The organism is Streptomyces sp. bgisy100 (assembly GCF_057709105.1).
Genome location: NZ_JBYITE010000010.1, coordinates 1 through 18,109, shown reverse-complemented (window position 1 = coordinate 18,109; position 18,109 = coordinate 1). Strand labels below are relative to the sequence as shown.

The 18,109-nt window shown below is 75.2% G+C and carries 18 protein-coding genes and 1 riboswitch; of the genes, 12 read left to right on the top strand and 6 right to left on the bottom strand.

Translation table 11 applies throughout. The annotated features are described in order from the left end of the window. Positions 1-9 precede the first annotated feature (9 nt). From AC3EQ1_RS09315 to AC3EQ1_RS09300, 4 genes are all read right to left on the bottom strand, one after another. Positions 10-1,593, bottom strand: a complete 1,584-nt coding sequence (locus AC3EQ1_RS09315; RefSeq protein ID WP_432093834.1) for a cobyric acid synthase — start codon at positions 1,591-1,593, stop codon at positions 10-12. Beyond that, a complete protein-coding gene (locus AC3EQ1_RS09310) occupies positions 1,590-2,573 on the bottom strand; it encodes a cobalamin biosynthesis protein (RefSeq protein WP_432093833.1) in 984 nt (327 codons plus the stop codon). Before AC3EQ1_RS09310 ends, AC3EQ1_RS09315 begins: the two co-directional genes overlap by 4 nt. Before the next feature lie 164 nt (positions 2,574-2,737). Then, a riboswitch (cobalamin riboswitch) is annotated at positions 2,738-2,866 on the bottom strand. Between the two features lie 210 nt (positions 2,867-3,076). Further along, positions 3,077-3,313: a hypothetical protein gene (locus AC3EQ1_RS09305; protein WP_432093832.1), complete on the bottom strand. Its 237-nt coding sequence runs from the start codon at positions 3,311-3,313 to the stop codon at positions 3,077-3,079. 17 nt (positions 3,314-3,330) lie between these two features. Continuing rightward, positions 3,331-4,620 carry an inorganic phosphate transporter gene (locus tag AC3EQ1_RS09300; protein ID WP_432093831.1) on the bottom strand — a complete coding sequence of 430 codons (1,290 nt, stop codon included), beginning with the start codon at positions 4,618-4,620 and terminating at the stop codon, positions 3,331-3,333. Between the two features lie 526 nt (positions 4,621-5,146). On the opposite strand from AC3EQ1_RS09300, the gene AC3EQ1_RS09295 reads away from it, so the two are divergent. The 3 genes from AC3EQ1_RS09295 to AC3EQ1_RS09285 all read left to right on the top strand — a co-directional run bounded on the left by AC3EQ1_RS09295 (position 5,147) and on the right by AC3EQ1_RS09285 (position 8,730). Beyond that, the gene (locus tag AC3EQ1_RS09295; protein WP_432093830.1) at positions 5,147-5,812 is read left to right on the top strand and encodes a class II aldolase/adducin family protein; all 666 of its coding nucleotides are present in this window, start codon (positions 5,147-5,149) and stop codon (positions 5,810-5,812) included. A 75-nt stretch (positions 5,813-5,887) separates the two neighbouring features. After that, positions 5,888-7,015 carry an alpha/beta hydrolase family protein gene (locus tag AC3EQ1_RS09290; RefSeq protein WP_432093829.1) on the top strand — a complete coding sequence of 376 codons (1,128 nt, stop codon included), beginning with the start codon at positions 5,888-5,890 and terminating at the stop codon, positions 7,013-7,015. Positions 7,016-7,260: 245 nt separating this feature from the next. Further along, positions 7,261-8,730: a hypothetical protein gene (locus AC3EQ1_RS09285; protein WP_432093828.1), complete on the top strand. Its 1,470-nt coding sequence runs from the start codon at positions 7,261-7,263 to the stop codon at positions 8,728-8,730. A gap of 195 nt (positions 8,731-8,925) precedes the next feature. On the opposite strand, the gene AC3EQ1_RS09280 is transcribed toward AC3EQ1_RS09285, so the two are convergent. Next, positions 8,926-9,333, bottom strand: a complete 408-nt coding sequence (locus AC3EQ1_RS09280) for a VOC family protein (protein ID WP_432093827.1) — start codon at positions 9,331-9,333, stop codon at positions 8,926-8,928. A 359-nt stretch (positions 9,334-9,692) separates the two neighbouring features. Between AC3EQ1_RS09280 and AC3EQ1_RS09275 the strand changes: the two genes are divergently transcribed. From AC3EQ1_RS09275 to AC3EQ1_RS09260, 4 genes are all read left to right on the top strand, one after another. Next, a complete protein-coding gene (locus tag AC3EQ1_RS09275) occupies positions 9,693-10,412 on the top strand; it encodes a hypothetical protein (protein WP_432093826.1) in 720 nt (239 codons plus the stop codon). A gap of 206 nt (positions 10,413-10,618) precedes the next feature. Further along, positions 10,619-12,217 carry an ABC-F family ATP-binding cassette domain-containing protein gene (locus AC3EQ1_RS09270; RefSeq protein WP_351515060.1) on the top strand — a complete coding sequence of 533 codons (1,599 nt, stop codon included), beginning with the start codon at positions 10,619-10,621 and terminating at the stop codon, positions 12,215-12,217. Between the two features lie 401 nt (positions 12,218-12,618). Continuing rightward, entirely contained in the window at positions 12,619-12,840 is a 222-nt protein-coding gene (locus tag AC3EQ1_RS09265) for a helix-turn-helix domain-containing protein (protein WP_019709629.1), read from the top strand. A gap of 145 nt (positions 12,841-12,985) precedes the next feature. Beyond that, on the top strand, positions 12,986-13,771 hold the full coding sequence (locus tag AC3EQ1_RS09260; RefSeq protein ID WP_432093825.1) for an enoyl-CoA hydratase/isomerase family protein: 786 nt from the start codon (positions 12,986-12,988) through the stop codon (positions 13,769-13,771). Positions 13,772-13,896: 125 nt separating this feature from the next. On the opposite strand, the gene AC3EQ1_RS09255 is transcribed toward AC3EQ1_RS09260, so the two are convergent. Further along, positions 13,897-14,811, bottom strand: coding sequence for a nucleopolyhedrovirus P10 family protein (locus AC3EQ1_RS09255; RefSeq protein ID WP_432093824.1), 915 nt, complete (start codon positions 14,809-14,811; stop codon positions 13,897-13,899). 191 nt (positions 14,812-15,002) lie between these two features. Between AC3EQ1_RS09255 and AC3EQ1_RS09250 the strand changes: the two genes are divergently transcribed. From AC3EQ1_RS09250 to amaP, 5 genes are all read left to right on the top strand, one after another. Next, positions 15,003-15,488 carry an Asp23/Gls24 family envelope stress response protein gene (locus AC3EQ1_RS09250; protein WP_432093823.1) on the top strand — a complete coding sequence of 162 codons (486 nt, stop codon included), beginning with the start codon at positions 15,003-15,005 and terminating at the stop codon, positions 15,486-15,488. Between the two features lie 92 nt (positions 15,489-15,580). Beyond that, positions 15,581-15,772, top strand: coding sequence for a hypothetical protein (locus AC3EQ1_RS09245; protein WP_432093822.1), 192 nt, complete (start codon positions 15,581-15,583; stop codon positions 15,770-15,772). A 450-nt stretch (positions 15,773-16,222) separates the two neighbouring features. Beyond that, entirely contained in the window at positions 16,223-16,603 is a 381-nt protein-coding gene (locus AC3EQ1_RS09240) for an Asp23/Gls24 family envelope stress response protein (protein WP_432093821.1), read from the top strand. Then, positions 16,600-17,373 carry a DUF6286 domain-containing protein gene (locus AC3EQ1_RS09235; protein WP_432093820.1) on the top strand — a complete coding sequence of 258 codons (774 nt, stop codon included), beginning with the start codon at positions 16,600-16,602 and terminating at the stop codon, positions 17,371-17,373. Before AC3EQ1_RS09240 ends, AC3EQ1_RS09235 begins: the two co-directional genes overlap by 4 nt. Before the next feature lie 8 nt (positions 17,374-17,381). Then, complete coding sequence (amaP, locus tag AC3EQ1_RS09230) at positions 17,382-17,981, top strand: alkaline shock response membrane anchor protein AmaP (protein WP_432093819.1); 600 nt, start codon at positions 17,382-17,384, stop codon at positions 17,979-17,981. The last annotated feature ends 128 nt before the right edge of the window (positions 17,982-18,109 follow it).

Genomic DNA, 18,109 nt, shown 5'->3' with positions numbered 1-18,109 from the left:
GCCGGCCCGTCACGGCGCCCCCGGAGCGACGAAGGGAAGCCCCGGCGGGGGCCCCGACTCGATCAGCCGCAGCAGTGCGTCCGTGTCGGCGTGCTCCTCGATCAGGTCGCCGAGCCGGTCCAGCTGCTCCTCGCGGAGCGCCGCGAAGCAGGTGTCCGGCGCCGGGACGAAGCGCCGCCCGGCCGCCCGCGCGACCCGGCTCAGGAACGCCCGCCGGAACCCGTCGCTCTCCAGCGAGCCGTGCCAGTGCGTCCCCCAGACGGATCCGGTGCGGCAGCCGTCCAGGAACTCCTCGTCCGCCGGCCCGACCTCGGCCACGCCATGGTGGATCTCGTAGCCCTCGACCCATTCGCCGAGCGCCTCGCCCGCCGGCCGGGCCAGTGTCTTCTCCGGCGCGAACCGGACGCGCACGGGCAGCAGTCCCAGCCCGTCCACCGTCCCCGCCCGCGACTCGACCTCGTCCTCGATGCGTTCGCCCAGCATCTGGAAGCCGCCGCAGATGCCCAGCACCGGACGGCCCTCCGCGGCCCGCCGCGCCACCGCGTCGGCGAGGCCGCGCTCCCGCAGCCACGCCAGGGCCCGCACGGTGCCCCGGGTGCCCGGCAGGACCACCAGGTCCGCGTCGGCCAGCTCCTCCGGCCGGTCCACGAAGCGCACCACCACGCCGGGTTCGGCGGCCAGCGCGTCCACATCGGTGAAGTTCGACATCAGCGGCACCGCGGCGACCGCGACCCGCAGGACGTCCTGTCCGTGCGGCGGCGCGACGACCGACTCGCGGACCGTGCCGCGCAGCGACACCCGCAGCCCGTCCTCCTCGTCGATGCCCAGCCCGTGCGCGTACGGCAGGACGCCGAGCGTGCGCCGCCCGGTGAGCCCGTGCAGCATGTCCAGACCGGGCTCCAGCAGGGAGACGTCCCCGCGGAACTTGTTGACCAGATAGCCGGAGACCAGCGCCTGGTCCTCCCGGGCCAGCAGTGCCGTCGTACCGAAGAACGAGGCGAACACCCCGCCGCGGTCGATGTCCCCGACCACGACCACGGGCAGCCGGGCCGCCCGGGCCAGACCCATGTTCACGATGTCCGTGCGCCGCAGGTTGATCTCCGCCGGACTGCCCGCCCCTTCACAGATCACCGCGTCATACGTGCCCCGCAGCTCCTCGAGGCACTCCACCACGGTCTCCAGGAGCTGTCCGCGGTCGGTGTACCGCCGCTGCCGCCCCGGCGCGCCCGAGGCGTCCCCGAAGTAGCCCCGGGCGCTCATCTCCCCGACCGGCTTCCCCAGCAGCACCACCTGACTGCTGCGGTCGCTCCCGGGCTTGAGCAGCACCGGGTTCATCAGGGCGCTCGGCTCGACGCGGGCGGCGGCGGCCTGCATGGCCTGCGCCCGGCCGATCTCCGCGCCCTCCCGGGTGACGAACGAATTCAGCGACATGTTCTGCGCCTTGAAGGGCGCGACAGACACCCCCTTGCGGGAGAGCCACCGGCAGATCCCCGCGGTGACCACGCTCTTCCCGGCGTCGGAGGTGGTGCCGGCGACGAGCAGCCCGCCGCCTCTGTGGTGTGTGTCTCTGTGGTGCGTGTCCGGCCCGTTCATCGGCTCCCCCTTCCGGCGGCCGGGCGCCGCGGGCGGCTCCGCACCAGGCCGCCCGCGACACAGAGCGCGAGGGCCAGGACGTTGACGCGCCGGGACAGCCGGACCGCGCGTTCGATGTCCGGCACCGCCACCGGACGGTTCTCCCCGCCGAGCACCGGCCGGTGTTCGACCCGGCCGCGGTAGGCCAGGGTGCCGCCCAGGCGGACGCCGAGCGCCCCCGCGAAAGCGGACTCGACCGGTCCGGCATTGGGGCTGGGGTGTTGCCGGGCGTCCCGGCGCAGCACCCGCCAGGCGCCCCGCGGATCCGGCCCGGCGAGCACCGCCAGCGCGGCGGTGAGCCGCGAACCGGGGTAGCCCGCGACGTCGTCCAGCCGCGCCGCGGCCCAGCCGAACCGCAGATGGCGCGGCGACCGGTGGCCCACCATCGCGTCGAGGGTGTTGACCGCGCGGAAGCCGACGAGGCCGGGAACTCCGGCGACGGCTCCCCACACCAGGGCTCCCACGACCGCGTCCGAGGTGTTCTCGGCGACCGACTCGACCACGGCGCGGGCGATCTGCTGCCCGTCCAGGGCCTGCGGATCCCGGCCGCACAGATGCGGCAGCCGCTCGCGGGCGACGTCCAGGTCCCCGGCGGCCAGTGCGCCGCCCACGGCGCGCGCCTCCCGGCCCAGCGACGTCCCGCCCAGCACCGCCCAGGTGGCGGCGGCGGTCAGCCCGGCCGTGGCGGCGGGGGAGCGGCGCAGCGTGCGCGCGAGTACGGCGGAGGCCGCGGTGGCGCCTCCGGCGAGCAGGGCGGTGTGCAGCGCCCCGGCTCCGCGGTGGTCGCGCCAGAGCCGGCGCTCGAGCGCCGCGGCGGTCCGGCCGAACGCGGCGACGGGGTGACCGCGCCGCGGGTCACCGAGCACCAGGTCGGCGGCGAAGCCCAGGGCGGTGCCGAGGCCGGCCGCGCCCGCGGCGGCGAGTCCGTGTCGTCCCCTCACCGTGCGATCCGTCCCCTCCGGGCGTGATGGGCACGCATCGGATCAGCCGGCCGTCGCGCCTCGGCGGGAACATCCGGGAACGGCTCTTGGCGTACGGGAACAGCCGGGCATCGCGATCGTCCTCACTCAGGGTCCGCGCCCTGGCTCGACGTACCGGCGGTGAGAGTCTCCTGGCTTCCGGATCGGCGCGTCCCCCGGCCTTCCAGCCCGTCGCTGCGGGCCGTGACATCTCGGGTGGGGGTGCGCTCCCCGGTGACAGTGGCGGGACCGCGCCGGACTTGCACCGGCTTCCTCTCCTGCCGCCGTTGGGCCCCGGCAGTCCACCACGGGCCGCGAAGGCCCGTCAACTTGCGCTTGACCTGCGACGGGAGAGTGTGCCGCGCCCCACAGCGGACGATCGCGCCCGCCCGGGGCGCAAACGACGGTCCGCCGGGCCGGACGGCGCGGGGTGCGCTGTCCGGCCCGGCGGACCGGTTGCGGGCGGGGCCGTTCGCCCCGGCCCGTCAGGCGACGATCAGGTGGATGCCGTACGCCACGGCGGCCAGGCACAGGCCGTAGCAGACGTAGGCGCCGGTCCGGGCCAGGGAGCCGGGGGCGGTCACCGTGGCGGTGCCGTCCGGCTGGGTCCGTGTCCGGCGGGAGGTGCCGACGATGCCGAGGGTGAACAGGCCCACGAGCGCGACGGTCGCCACGAGGCTGACGCCGAAGACCTGGCCGAGAGCTGCCCAGTCGATGTTCATGACGGTGGGTTCCTTACCTAGACCGTGACCTTGGCGGCGGACTGGCCGGCCGGCGCGCTCTGCGGGGCCTTGCCCTGCGCGGCGACGCCGGCGACCGGGGCGCCGGTGGCGGCGTCGGACGCCTCACCGGAGGCCGCGGAGCCGACCGGCGGCGGGGAGACCGTGCGGAGGGCGGCGGTGACGACGCCCGGCGGCTCGGTGGCCCCGGTCTCGTTGACGTTGGTGTGGTCCACCGGCTTGCGGCGGGAGAGCGCCCAGATCGCGCCGCAGGCGACGAGCGCGAGGACGGCGACGGCGGCGACGCCCCAGGTGCCCTGGCCGGCGAGGAGCGCCGCGGCCGCCGCGACGAGACCGGCGGCCGGAAGCGTCAGCCCCCACGCGGCCACCATGCGGCCCGCGGTCGACCAGCGGACGACCCCGCCCTTGCGGCCGAGGCCGGAGCCCATGACCGAGCCGGAGCAGACCTGGGTGGTGGAGAGCGCGAAACCGAGGTGCGAGGAGGCCAGGATGACGGTCGCGGCGCCGGTCTGGGCGGCGAAGCCCTGCGGCGGCTGGATGTCGGTGAGGCCCTTGCCCATGGTGCGGATGATCCGCCAGCCGCCCAGGTAGGTGCCGAGCGCGATGGCGACACCGGCCGAGACGATGACCCACATCGGCGGGTCGGCCTGCGGGGCGAGCGCGCCGCCGGTGATCAGCGCCAGGGTGATGACACCCATGGTCTTCTGCGCGTCGTTGGTGCCGTGTGCCAGGGAGACCAGCGCGGCGGAGGCGATCTGCCCGGCGCGGTAGCCCTTGGCGGTCTCCTGCTCGTCCTGGTTCCGGGCCAGCCGGTAGGTGAGCCGGGTCGCGGCCATCGCGGCGACGCCGGCCACGAGCGGCGCGGCGACGGCGGGGATCAGGACCTTCATGACGACCGCGTCGGCGTTGACGGCGCCGAAGCCGACGGACGCCACGGTCGCGCCGATCAGACCGCCGAACAGAGCGTGCGACGAGCTGGAGGGGAGCCCCGCCAGCCAGGTCAGCAGATTCCAGATGATGGCTCCGACCAGTCCCGCGAAGATCACTTCGGGCCGGATGCCGGACCCCTCGTCGATGATGCCGCCGGAGATCGTCCGGGCGACCTCGATGGAGAGGAAGGCGCCGATCAGGTTGAGGACCGCCGACATCGCCACCGCTGTTCTGGGCTTGAGAGCCCCGGTGGAGATGGTGGTGGCCATGGCGTTGGCGGTGTCGTGGAAGCCGTTCGTAAAGTCGAACACCAAGGCCGTGATGATCACGATCCCGATGAGAAGCGTGATGTGTTCCATTCACCCAGGCAATCAGCTCGTTGGTCAGTGGCACGGCGAACGTAGAGACGGCGAGTGAACGGAAGGTGAACTGAAGGGGTGTTTGGAGTGTCACCCTTTTGGGGCGCCCTGAAGGCGCCGTTCCCCTCCGTCCGCCGGGAGTTCTCCGGAGCGTCGGATTCCGCTGTGGGTGAGCCGTGTGAGCTGCGAGGCCGTGAACGGAGCGCGCTTCGCCCCTCGGGAATCTCTCATGGCCGGCGCGCGGCCGGAAATTGAAGCGGCGCGTGCGGCACCAAGGGGGCGCGACCGGTCGTCGAGGGCGGATGAGAGGGAGCGAAATCGGCGGTTGCGAATCCCTCTATGGGTGCACACCTCGTGCCATATGGAGCACATCACCCCGAGGGTGCATGACACTCCCTCGGGCCCACCTTGGCGTGCCGTTCGTCCCCTTTGGTTCGCTTTCCCGGAGCGGCTTCCGGCCGGGTCGGCGCCCGGTGCGCGAGCCGATGTCCCGTACCTGACAGGATCGGCGGCGGAGGTGAGGGCCTTGACCGAGACCGAGCACGCCCGCATCGAAGAGGCATGGGCCGACCTGGTGGCCACGGCACGGCGGACGGTCGCCGACGGACTCGTGGTCGGTACCTCGGGCAATGTGTCCGTACGCGTCGGCGACACCGTCCTGGTGACCCCGACCGGCGTGCCCTACGACCGGCTCACCCCGCGGGACGCCGTCGGCGTCGGCCTCGACGGCCGGCAGGTGCTCGGGGAGCTGGAGCCGACCAGCGAGGTGCCGATGCACCTGGCCGTCTACCGCAGCACCGACGCCGCCGCGGTGGTGCACACCCACGCCGTCCACGCCACCGCCGTCTCCCTGCTGGTCGACGAGCTCCCGCCGGTCCACTACATGACCGCGGCCCTCGGCGGCCCGGTCCGGGTCGCCCCCTACGCGCTCTACGGCAGCGACGAGTTGGCCGAGAACATGCTCCGGGCGCTCCACGACCGCACCGCCTGTCTGCTGCGCAACCACGGGACCGTCGTGCACGGCGCCACCCTCGCCCAGGCCTACGACCGCACCGCCCAGTTGGAGTGGATGTGCCGGGTCTGGCTGACCGCCCGGTCCGTCCCCGGCCACACGCCGAGCCTGCTGTCCGCCGGCCAACTCCGCGAGGCCGGCGAGAAGCTGCGCGGCTACGGGCAGCCGCGGCAGGACTGACGCCCCGGCACCCGGCGCTCACCCGGCCGCGGACGCCCACTGGCCACCCGCCCCGCCCCCGCTCACACTGAGCGGATGGGCCTGCGAACAGCGGCGGCCGCGGCCGCCCTCACCGTGCTCGGGGCCGGTACGGCCGCCGTGGCGGCCGGCCGGCACGCCAGCGGCGCCGCCCTCGAACCCCATCGGCTGCGCCCGCTGCCCGCCGACCCGCCGCTCACCGTCCACGGCGTCGCCGACGGCCGGATCACCCTGACCCGCAGCCTCACCGCACTGCGGCCCGGCACCTACGGCCTGACCGGCGGCGGGACCCATGCCGTCGTGGGGCCGGTCCTGAAGGGCGTGCCGCACGCACCGGACGTCGTCGTCCGCCGACTGGAGCGGGTCACCCACGGCAGTCCCGGCCCCGGCGCCCGGCTGTGGCTCACCCCGCAGGTGCACATCGGCAACCCGCGCGACGCGCTCGGCCTCGACCACGCCGACGTCGACGTCCCCGGTGACCGCGGGCCGCTCCCAGCCTGGTTCGTGCCCGGGGCCCGCGACACCTGGGTGATCACCGTGCACGGCCTCGGCACCGGCCGCGAACACCCCATGGTCGTCATGCCCTTCCTCCGCCGGCACCGTTTCCCCGTACTGGACCTCGGCCACCGCGGCGACCTGGGAGCCCCCCGTCCCCCGGACGGCATCCAGCACCTCGGCGCCACCGAGTGGCGCGACCTGGACGCGGGCATGAGCTACGCGGCCCGCTACGGCGCGGAGCACATCGTGCTGTACGGCTGGTCCACCGGCGCCACCATGGCGCTCATCGCCGCCGCGCGCTCCCCGCTGCGGCACCTCCTGAGCGGGCTCGTCCTGGACTCCCCGGTCCTGGACTGGCGGGCGACGGTGAGCGCGCTCGCGTCCGCCGCCGGAGCCCCGCGGCCGCTGCTGCCGCTGGCCGTCCGCGCCGCGCAGGGCCGGCTCGGACTCGACGGCGACCTGCTCGGCGGGTCCGCCGATCCGGAGCGCCTGTCCGTACCGGCCCTCCTGCTGCACGGCCCGGACGACACGATCGCCCCCTGGGAGAGCTCCCGGGCGCTCGCCGGGCGCCGGCCCGACCTCGTCACCCTGCACACCGTGCCGCACGCCCCCCACGCGGCGATGTGGAACGCCGGCCCGCAGGGCTACGAGGAGGCCCTGCGGCGCTTCCTGACCCCGCTCATGTGACCGTCCCGCCCTGCTTCCCGGCCCCGCCCGCATGCGCGGATTCCCGCCACGAGGCGCTGCTGGACCAGGAGCCGCCGCCCGGGCCGTCGCGTGCGCGGATTCCGGCGCGCGCGGGGCTTCGGCGGCGCCCGGAGAGGTCCGTGCCCCCGCCCCACACGCCGCTGTGACCTGCGGTTCAGCGCGCGAGAGGCTCCGCCCGCGGATTCCGATTGGGCTTTCGGGCCGTCAGCGGGAAGACTGCTCCCGTGACGTCCCGTACTCCGCGCGACTCCAGGCTCCGCCTCGTCCCCCGACGGCCGATCGCCACCGCTGCCCGACAGGCGGTGACGAACCATCGGGCCCGGCCGGCGCCCCGGCCCCCCGCGGGCACTCCGGCACCCGCGGAGCTGGCACGGCAGGCACGGGCCGGCCTGGCCGGTGCCGTGCGGGTCGCGCGCTGGGCGGACGCCGCGGGCGGCACCGGGCTGCGGCCCGGCGGCGCCGGCGCCCTCGGCGACGACGCGGCCGAACGGGCCGCCGCGGCCCTGCAGTTGACTCCGGCGCAGGCACGGGCCGACTGGGACCGGGCACGCCTCGCCGGCCTCGTCGAACTCTGCGGCGACACCGCCCGCCCCGGCTGGCGGCTCCAGGCGTGGGACGGCGACGACAGCGCCGTGCTGCGCGGCTGGGTCGCGCTCTTCGACGCCTGGTCGCTCGCCCACCCGGTGCCCGCCGCCTTCGCCCCCACCGTCGTCGGCGAAGTGGTGGAGGCCGTTCCGCAGCTCCTCTCCCTGCTGCAGCTCTCGGCCGGGCCCGTGCTGCTGTCCGCGCTGATGGACCTGCTCGAACAGCGCGTCGCCGAACTGCGCACCGAGCGCTGCGAGGTCCCCGCCTACACCGCCGCCGACGCCGCCCCGGCCGGTGCCACCGAAGCGGGCGGCACCGACGCCGGCGCCGGCGGAACCGGAACCGGACGGCGCGTCACCGAGGCCGAACCGCCCGCCGTGGACGGCCCGCCGCCCGCCGCCCTGCTGGACTGGGTCCTCGAAGCCCTGGCCTCCGTCGGCGCACTCACCCTCGACGGCGACCAGGCCACGCTCACCCCGCTGGGCAACTGGGCCGTCTGGGTCAAGCTCGAACAGATCTGTGTGGCCGCCCAGAGCCCGGCGGGCAACATCGAGCAGTCCGCCGAGGACATGCTGCGCGGCTGCGCCCGGCTCACCCCCGGGCCCGCCCGCGCCGAGTACCGCGCCTGGCTCGCGGCCCGCCCGGTGGGCAGCGCCGTGAGCGAACTTCTCGCGGCGGCCCGGGGCCACGACGCCCTGCTCCGCGGACTCGCCTTCGAGGCGCTGCGCGTCGTCGGCGCCCCGGCCGAGCCCGCCGTGCGGGACGCCGTGGACGAGCCGTACCTCCGCCCCTACGCCCTGCTCTGGCTGGCCGAACAGGAAGGCGGCGACCCGGAGGACACCCTCGCGGTGCTCACCCGCGAGGAGGCCACCTGGCTGTGGGTCGACACCGCGGCGGCCGTCGCCGACCACGGCGAGAGCCCGCTGCTGGTCCGCCATCTCGACGCCGCGGTGCAGGGCACGGTCCCGGCCCTGCTGGAAGAGGTACGGGCCGTCGGCCACCCGCGCACGGTGCAGGTGCTCGTCGCCCTCGCCGCGGCCCACCCGGACCCGGCGCTCGCCAAGGCCGTCCGCCGCGCCGCCTTCCAGGTGCACACCGGCGGGGTCTGAGCGAGGCGGGCCGCGCACAGCTCGCCTTCGGTCTCCCGGGCGCGCACGGGAGACCGCCCGCCCTGCCCGTTCGGTACGGATCTCGCAGCACCCTTGGCGCGACATCGTGTTCGGGCGGGGCACACCGAGGCCGTACGCCCGCCCGGCCTGGGCCTCGTGCCCCGGCCAGGCTCCGAAGCCGCCCGCGGAAGGCGGTTACGCCGCTCCGGCCGGGGCGTAGGTGCCGAAGCTCCACACATTGCCCTCGGCGTCCCGCGCCATGTAGTCGCGCGAGCCGTAGTCCTGGTCGGTCGGCGGCATCAGAATCTCCGCGCCGTGCGCGGCGGCCCGCTCGTAGTGCGCGTCGATGTCCTCGACCACCACATAGATCCCGGCGGGCCCGGCGTCCCGCATCGCCTCGGCGAAGACCCCAGGCCGCCCCTTGGAGCCCAGCATCACCACGCCGCTGCCGCAGCTCAGTTCGGCGTGGGTGACGACATCGCCCTCGCCCGTGTACACCGCGTCGGCCGTGAAGCCGAACGCCTCCGTGAGCAGCTTGATGGCCGCCTGGGCGTCCGCGTAGAGCAGCGTGGGGTGGATGGTCGGCCGGTTGCTCTCTGCCATGGCGCTCACTCCTCGTCGAACCCGCTCCGCCGCGCGCGGGCGCCGCGCGGCATCGTCAAGGTGCCGGGCACCGCGCACGGCCGCAGCCGTGCGCGGCGGACGCCGACGCCGGCCCACCGCCCGCCACCCGCCGGGGGCGGCCACCCACCCCCGAGTATGAGTGAAGTGCCTCACATTCACCGTGTGCGGCGGCTCCGGGGCGCGCCCCCCGACAGGCCCGGCGGCTCGGTCGCGGACGGGCCCGGGGCGCCCGCCGGTGGCTCCGGGCAGCGGCCGAACGGGCGGATGCGCCAGGCTCCGCCCGCCGTGTCGCCCCGGCCGCCCGGCCCGCCCCGCACCGCGGGTCTACGCTCTGCGCCATGTCGGCCGGGGCCACGCACTGCACCCGCACCGAGTACCTGGCCCTCCCCGTAGCCGCGGTTCTGCTGGTGCTGGCGCTCGCTGCCGCCACGCTGTGGGAGCGTCCCGCCCCCTACGGCGACCGCCTCACCCTCCACCCCGCCGCGGCCGCCGAGCCCGGCCCGGCCCCGCAGCCGGTGCTGCGCATGACGGAAAGGTCCGTGGAGGCCCGTGACCCGGTGAGCGGGGCGCGCCGGTGGACGTACGCCCGGTCCGGCCGTCGCCCGGTCACCGTGGGGACCGTGCCCGGCCACTCCTTCACCCTCTGGAACGACGGCATGGTCACCGACACGGGGCCCACCGCGGTCCGCTGGCACCGGAGCGTCCCGGGCGCCACCAACCCGCTCACCGACCGGGTCGTCCGGCGCGCCGGGGCCGTGCTGCGCCCCCTCGGGCCCGGGTGGCGCCTGCTCGCCGTGCTGACCCCGCGGCGCGTCACCGCCTATCGCAGCGCGGACGGCGATCTCCGCTGGGTGCTGCCCGCCCGCCCCGGCTGCTCCTTCGCGCCACGCCGGACGGCCCGCCGCGGCGCCGCGCTGCTGATCGCCCAGCCCTGCACCCGGCCCCGCGGGGGCGCCGACCCGCCGTGGACGGCCGAGCTGGTCGCGGTCGACGGCACCGACACGGCCCCGACGCTCCCCGGCGGCCCGCCCCGGGCCCGAGGGGGCCTTGCGCCATGAGCGCGGCGAGCAGCGGGGCCGGCGTCCGAGCTGCGGGGCCGGCGTCCGTGGCGGGGGACCGGAGCAGGGGGACCGGGGCTCCGCGGAAATGACATTGCGCCGCCCCGCTAGACTGGCCCGCATGGCAATTCTCCTTGTGCATTAGACGGCGTCGCCCGACTTCGCCCGTCCGTCCCGACGCCCGAAACTGCCCTGGAGTCTTTTCCGTGATCACCGCTTCCGGCCTCGAGCTGCGCGCAGGCGCCCGAATCCTCATCGAGTCCGCTTCCTTCCGCATCGCCCAGGGCGACCGCATCGGCCTCGTCGGCCGCAACGGAGCGGGCAAGACCACCCTCACCAAGTGCCTGGCCGGCGAGGGCATCCCGGCCGGCGGCACCATCTCGCGCTCGGGTGAGGTCGGCTATCTCCCGCAGGACCCGCGCACCGGCGACCTCGACGTCCTCGCCCGCGACCGCATCCTCTCCGCCCGCGGCCTGGACACCGTGCTGCGCAGGATGCGCGAGAACGAGCAGCGGATGTCCACCGGACAGGGCGCCACCCGCGAAAAGGCGATGAAGAAGTACGAGCGGCTGGAGACCGAGTTCCTCACCAAGGGCGGGTACGCGGCCGAGGCCGAGGCCGCCACCATCGCCGCCAGCCTCAACCTGCCCGACCGGGTGCTGGGCCAGCCCCTGCACACCCTCTCCGGCGGCCAGCGGCGCCGTGTCGAGCTCGCCCGGATCCTCTTCTCCGACGCCGACACCCTGCTGCTCGACGAGCCGACCAACCACCTCGACGCCGACTCGATCCTCTGGCTCCGCGACTTCCTCAAGACCTACCGCGGCGGCTTCGTGGTGATCTCCCACGACATCAACCTGGTCGAGACCGTCGTGAACAAGGTGTTCTATCTGGACGCCAACCGCTCGCAGATCGACGTCTACAACATGGGCTGGAAGAAGTACCTCCAGCAGCGCGAGGACGACGAGAAGCGCCGCAAGCGCGAGCGCGCCAACGCCGAGAAGAAGGCCGCCGCGCTCAACACCCAGGCCGACAAGATGCGGGCCAAGGCGACCAAGACCGTGGCCGCGCAGAACATGGCGCGCCGCGCCGAGAAGCTGCTCGCCGGGCTGGACGAGGTGCGGCAGTCCGACAAGGTCGCCAAGCTGCGCTTCCCCGACCCGGCGCCGTGCGGCAAGACGCCGCTCACCGCCGAGGGCCTGTCGAAGTCCTACGGCTCCCTGGAGATCTTCACCGACGTCGACCTCGCCATCGACAAGGGCTCCCGCGTGGTCATCCTGGGCCTCAACGGCGCCGGCAAGACCACCCTGCTGCGGCTGCTCGGCGGGGTCGAGACCCCGGACACCGGCGCCGTCACCCCGGGCCACGGCCTCAAGCTCGGCTATTACGCGCAGGAGCACGAGACCCTCGACCCGGACCGCACCGTTCTGGAGAACATGCGCTCGTCCGCGCCCGACCTCGACCTGGTCGAGATCCGCAAGACCCTCGGGTCCTTCCTGTTCTCCGGCGACGACGTCGACAAGCCGGCGGGAGTGCTCTCCGGCGGTGAGAAGACCCGGCTCGCCCTGGCGACGCTGGTGGTCTCGTCCGCCAATGTGCTGCTGCTCGACGAGCCGACCAACAACCTCGACCCCGCCAGCCGCGAGGAGATCCTCGGCGCGCTGCGCACCTTCACCGGCGCGGTGGTGCTGGTGACCCACGACGAGGGCGCGGTCGACGCCCTCCAGCCGGAGCGCATCATTCTGCTGCCCGACGGCGTCGAGGACCTGTGGGGCCCGGACTACGCGGACCTCGTCGCCCTGGCCTGACCGGCGGCTCCGGCCGGGCCGGCCATCCGGCCTTCCGGGGCGGCTGCCGGCCCGCCCGTCGCGCTTCTGGATCATTCGGCCGACGGGTGATCCATCATCTGGGTGAGCCCGGTTCGTACTCCGGCGCGCCTTCCTCGCGGGGCCGGAAATTCGTGGTCCCTACAACAGCCGACCGCCGCGCGCCACGAACTGTGGCATACATAACACCGCTGACCTGCTCCTTCGTCGATGACTGCGGACAGTGACGGCCGTTCGATCGTTCGGAACCCTGCATTCCGGACGCCTCGATGCGGGCTCGGGCAGGAAACGATGTGGCACAGACCTTGCCGAATGGGTGGCCAGGAAGCCCGCAAGGGGTGATCATGAGAGTCACAGAGCGCACTTCCCATGAGGAGGCACGGGTGGCCGAGACTCTGAAGAAGGGCAGCCGGGTGACCGGTTCCGCGCGCGAGAAGCTCGCGGCTGACCTGAAGAAGAAGTACGACTCCGGTGCGAGCATCCGGGCGCTGGCCGAGGAGACGGGCCGTTCCTACGGGTTCGTTCACCGGATGCTCAGCGAGTCCGGCGTGACCCTCCGTGGTCGCGGCGGAGCCACACGAGGTAAGAAGGCCACTTCGGCCTGACGAGGCACCCCCGGCAGGAGTGGTGGCGGTGACCACCCGGTCGATCGCGCGGTCGCCCGGGTGGTTACTGTGCAGTAATCGCAGCTTCCCGGGGGCGGTATCGACCCGGGAGGGCTGGTTGACTGCGCCCACCCGGAGGCACCTCATGACCCTGCTGGACAAGGACGGCGTACGGCTCACCGTGGACGACGCGGCACAGGTCGCCACGGTCACCCTCGCCCGTCCCGACAAGCGCAACGCCCAGTCGCCCGCTCTCTGGCGGGCCCTCGCCGAGGCCGGGCGTCTGCTGCCGGGCACCGTCCGGGTGGTCGTGCTGCGCGGAGAGGGCAAGTCCTTCTCGGCCGGGCTCGACCGCCAGGCGTTCACCCCCGAGGGCTTCGACGGCGAGCCCTCGTTCATCGACCTGGCGCGCGGCTCCGACACGGAGCTCGACGACACCATCGCCGAGTACCAGGAGGCGTTCACCTGGTGGCGGCGGAACGACGTCGTCACCGTCGCCGCGGTGCAGGGGCACGCCATCGGTGCGGGCTTCCAGCTCGCCCTCGCCTGTGACCTCCGGGTCTGCGCGGAGGACGTGCAGTTCGCCATGCGCGAGACCGGCCTCGGGCTCGTCCCGGACCTCACCGGCACGCACCCGCTCGTCTCCCTCGTCGGCTACGCCCGCGCGCTGGAGATCTGCGCCACCGGCCGGTTCGTCCAGGCCGCCGAGGCCGAACGGACGGGCCTGGCCAACCTGGTCGTTCCGGCCGGCGAGCTCGACGGCGCCGTCGCGGACCTGGCGGCCGCGCTGCTGGCAGCGCCGCGCGACGCGGTGATCGAGACCAAGGCGCTCCTGCGGGGCGCGGGCGAGCGGACGTACGAGGAGCAGCGCCGAGCCGAGCGGGCGGCGCAGGCGCGGCGGCTCCGCGACCTGGCGGGCATCGCCGAGTAGGCCCGGCGCGGGCGGCGTCACCGGGCCTGAGGGCTGGGGCGTCGCCGTGGCGCGCCCGTGCCCGACCGACGGCGCGGGAGCGTGCGTGGGGAGCGGCCGGCGGCAGCCTGCGTGGGGGACCGCCGTCAGAAGTGCGGCGGCCGGCGGCCCGGTCCCGGTTCGACGGCCGTGATGACGACCGCCACCCTGACCGGCCCCGGCGACTCCAGTGCCGCCGCGATCGTCACCGCCGTACGCACCGCACGGGCGACGTCCAGCGTCCGGTGGTCGGCGGAGACCGCCAACTGCACCTGGACATGGCGCTGTTCGGGATTGGTCCGGTCCTCGACCCGCACCGCGGGGCCGGCCAGGGCCGCGGCGAGCCGGATCACCCCGGGCACGGCGCAGGCGGCCGCGGTGACGTCACCCCACCGCTCCGGCGACCGGGGCGTCGTCGCCGAGGGGGCCGGCGCCCCGGATTCGGTGGCCTCCGGCGGTCCGGCCGGCTGCGGAGCGTCCGTCGGCCTCGGTGCTCCCGCCGTCTCCGTCGATTCCGGTTCATGACGTGCCAGGGCGTCCGGGGTGCTCGCGCCCTGCTGCCGGGCCGAGGGTTCCGCTTCCGTCGTGCCGGGGCCGGTCCGAGGGCCGCCGGGGGTGGTGGACGGTTCGTCCAGTAGATCGGTGGCGCGCAGATCCGCCTCCGCCACGGTCAGCCCCAGCCGGTCCTCCGCCGCGGTGAGCAGGGCCTCGCGGGCTCGCGTCGCCGCCTCGTGGAGCGGCAGCCGCATCGCGGCCGCGAAGTCCGCCTCGATGCGCAGCGGTCCGGGGGGCAGTGCGCTGGGCGGGGGAGGGGCCAGCGGGGCTTCCGCCGACCCCGGGTCCACCAGGGAGATGCGCAGCCGGCCGAGCCGGACACCCTCCACCGGGTCGACCGCCTTCCGCAGCACCTCCGCCGCGGCGCGCTCCGTGATCCACGCGCCGTCCCGTGGTCCGCCGAGCGGGAGCAGTCGGCCCAGGCCGAGCTGTTGCCGGACCGCGTGGATCCAGCCGTCCGCCGTCATCGTCGCTCACCTCCATCCCTCTGCTGCGATACAGCCTGCCGCACGCGCGACGGGACGGCCGGGTGCGCCATTCGTCGGAAAGTCGCTGTCCCACGCCTGCCACAACCCTGGGGCGAAACTGGACAAACATGCATAGTGTGGGCGGCGGAGCGGGATGCCGCTTCTTCCTCCCCCTCGGAAGGTGACCGGCGATGTCCGATGCCCCTCAGCGGAACCGGCCCGAGACGACCACGACCGAGACCGTCGAGCCCCGGCGTGCCCCGGGGGCCCGGCGCGGCGGGGGAGACCCGGCGTCGCGCGGCAGGACCACCATCGCCGACGGGGTGGTCGAGAAGATCGCGGGCCTCGCCGCCCGGGACGTCGTCGGGGTGCACGCGATGGGCAGCGGCATCTCCCGCACCTTCGGTGCCGTCCGGGAACGCGTACCGGGAGCCGGGAAGTCGGTCACCCGCGGCGTCAAAGCCGAGGTCGGCGAGGTGCAGACGGCGCTGGACCTGGAGATCGTCGTCGACTACGGCGTCTCCATCACGGACGTGGCCCGTGCCGTACGGGAGAACGTGATCTCCGCGGTCGAGCGCATGACCGGCCTGGACGTGGTGGAGGTGAACATCGCGGTGAGCGATGTGAAGCTGCCCGACGAGGAGGACGAGGACGAGGAGCAGCCGCGCATCCAGTGAAGGGCCGCGCATTCAGTGAGAGGTGGCCGCCGAGCGGCGGCCACCCGTACAGCAGCGGGCCGCGAGCGGACCGCAAGCGCAAGGAGCGGACGATGAACATGGCCGCAGTCGGCTTGATCGCCGGGATGGCGCTGGGCTTCGCCGGGTACTTCGGCGGCTTCGGTGCCTTCCTGCTGGTGGCCGCGCTGGGAGCGGTCGGGTTCGTGGCCGGGCGGTTCCTGGACGGCGACCTCGAGCCCGGGGACTTCTTCCGGCCGCGCGAACGCGAACAGCGGCGGCGGTGAGCGCGGGTGGCGAACGGGGCCGCCGCGGGACCGGGGCCGGAGCGCGACAGAACCGAACGGGCGGCGGGCCCGGGAGGTGAGTCCGGTCCGGCCCGGGGAGCGGGGCGGGAGCGGGAGCCCGGATCCGGGCGGCAGTCGGGGCCGGAGCGGGAGCCGGGACCCGGGCGGCAGTCGGGGCCGGAGCGGGAGCCTGGGCAGGGTCCGCAGTCGGGGCCGGAGCGGCAGCCTGGGCAGGAGCGACAGTCGGGGCAGGGGCGCGGGCCCAAGTACGGGCCGGGGCGGGGGCAGAGTCCCGGGGGGACGCCCGGTTCTGCGGGGGCGGGGCCTGCGGAGGCAGGGGCGCGGTCCGGATCTGCGGGTGCGGGTGCGGGTGCGGGTGCGGGTGCCGATGTCGGTGCCGGGTCGGGTGCGGGTGCGGGTGCGGGGGCTGCGGGCACGGGCGAGCCGCCGGTGCCGCCCGGCGCGCGTGGCGCGACCCGGGTCGCCGACCGGGTCGTGGCCAAGATCGCCTCGCAGGCCGCGCGGGAGGTGCTGCGCACGGCGCCCGAGGCCAACCGGGTGCCGACCGGCCGCGGAGCCCATGCCACCGTCTCGGTGCGCGCCGCCACCCAGCACGAGGACGTACGCGGTCCGCTGGGCGAAGCGCGGGTACGGCTCGCCGTGGAACTCGGCTACCCCTGCGACATCGGCGCACAGTGCCGCGCGGTGCGCCGCTCGGTCGCCCAACGCGTACGGGCCCTGGCCGGCATGCACGTTCCCGAGGTCTCCGTGACCGTCGAACGGCTCCACTCCGCCCACACCGCCCGGGCGGACGGGGAGCGGGTGCAATGACCGAGGGCGACGCACGCGACGAGCGGACCACCCGGCGGCTGCCGACCGTTGGATCCGAGGCCTCCCCGGGGGCCGGTGAACACGCCGCCGCCCCCGGGGATTCGGGTCCCGGGGATTCGGGCCCCGGGCGTTCGGGTCCCGGGCGTCGGGGTCCCGGGGATTCGGGCCCCGAGCAGTCCGGATCCGCCGCGACGGACGAGGGTGGCGGCGACGCGGGGCGGAACCGCTTCTGGTCCGCGCGGCGGGTGCCGGCCGGTGTCGTCGCGCTCCTCGCGGTCGTCGGGGTGGCGCTGACCCTGTACGACGTGGCCGCCGTCCGGGCGGGCCGGTCCGCGATGGCCTGGCGCCGTGAACTCGCCGACCAGCTCGCCGAACGGCCGCTGGACAACCCCTGGATGATCGGCGGCGCGGCCGTCGCGATGGTCGTGGGGCTCTGGCTGCTCGTGCTGGCGCTCACCCCCGGGCTGCGCGCCCTGCTGCCGATGAGGCGCCCGGCCGGCGTCCCCGGAGCGGAACACGTCCGGGCCGGGCTCTACCGGAACGCCGCCGCGCTCGTGCTGCGCGACCGCGTCACGGAGGTGCCCGGAGTGCAGTCGGTGCGGGCCGCCGTCGGCCGCCGCCGGATCACGATCCGGGCCCGCGCGCACTTCCGGGAGCTGGACGAGGTACGCAAGGACGTGGACGCGGCGACGGCGGACGGCCTGCGGGAGCTGGGCCTGGCCCGCCGGCCCGCCCTGTCCGTGCACGTACGGCGCGCGGCGAAGAGGTGATGTGACGCATGCTCAGGACGGTCAACCGGGTGCTGCTGGGGCTCGCCGGACTCGCGCTGTTCGCCCTGGGCGGTGCGGTGCTCGTCGGCGCGCTGGACCTGCCCCGGCACTGGGGCTTCACCCTGCCCGGCTGGTGGCCCTTCCGAGGGCCCGACGACGTGGTGCTCAGCGCGGCGGGGCGGACCCGCTACAAGGACGACGGCTGGTGGTGGCCGGCCGTCTTCGCGGTCCTGGGTGTGCTGCTCGTGCTGACGCTGTGGTGGCTGCTGGCGCAGCTGCGGAAGCGCCGGCTCGGCGAGACGCTCGTGGACAGCGGGGACGGGCAGGGGGCGCTGCTGCGGGGGCGGGCGCTGGAAGCCGCCGTTTCGGCCGAGGCGGAGGCCATGGACGGCGTGTCCCGGGTGGACGTCCGGCTGACGGGACGCCATCGCACCGCGCCGGAGGCGCAGGTGGGCATGGTGCTGGAGCCCCATGCGGGGCCGGCGGAGGCGGTGGGGCGGCTGACGGGCGATGCGTTGGGGCATGCGCGGGAGTCGGCGGGGTTGGCGGTGCTGCCGGCGGAGGTGCGGGTGACGGCCGTGCGGCATGGGGCGGAGCGGGTGCTTTAGCGCTGCGCGCTGCTGGGGGGCGTTTGTGCGGGTGCCGGTTGGCTGGGTGCGGGTGTGTGGTGGGTTTCGGGGGTGGGGGGGGGGGGGGGGGGGGGGGGGGGGGGGGGGGGGGGGGGGGGGGGGGGGGG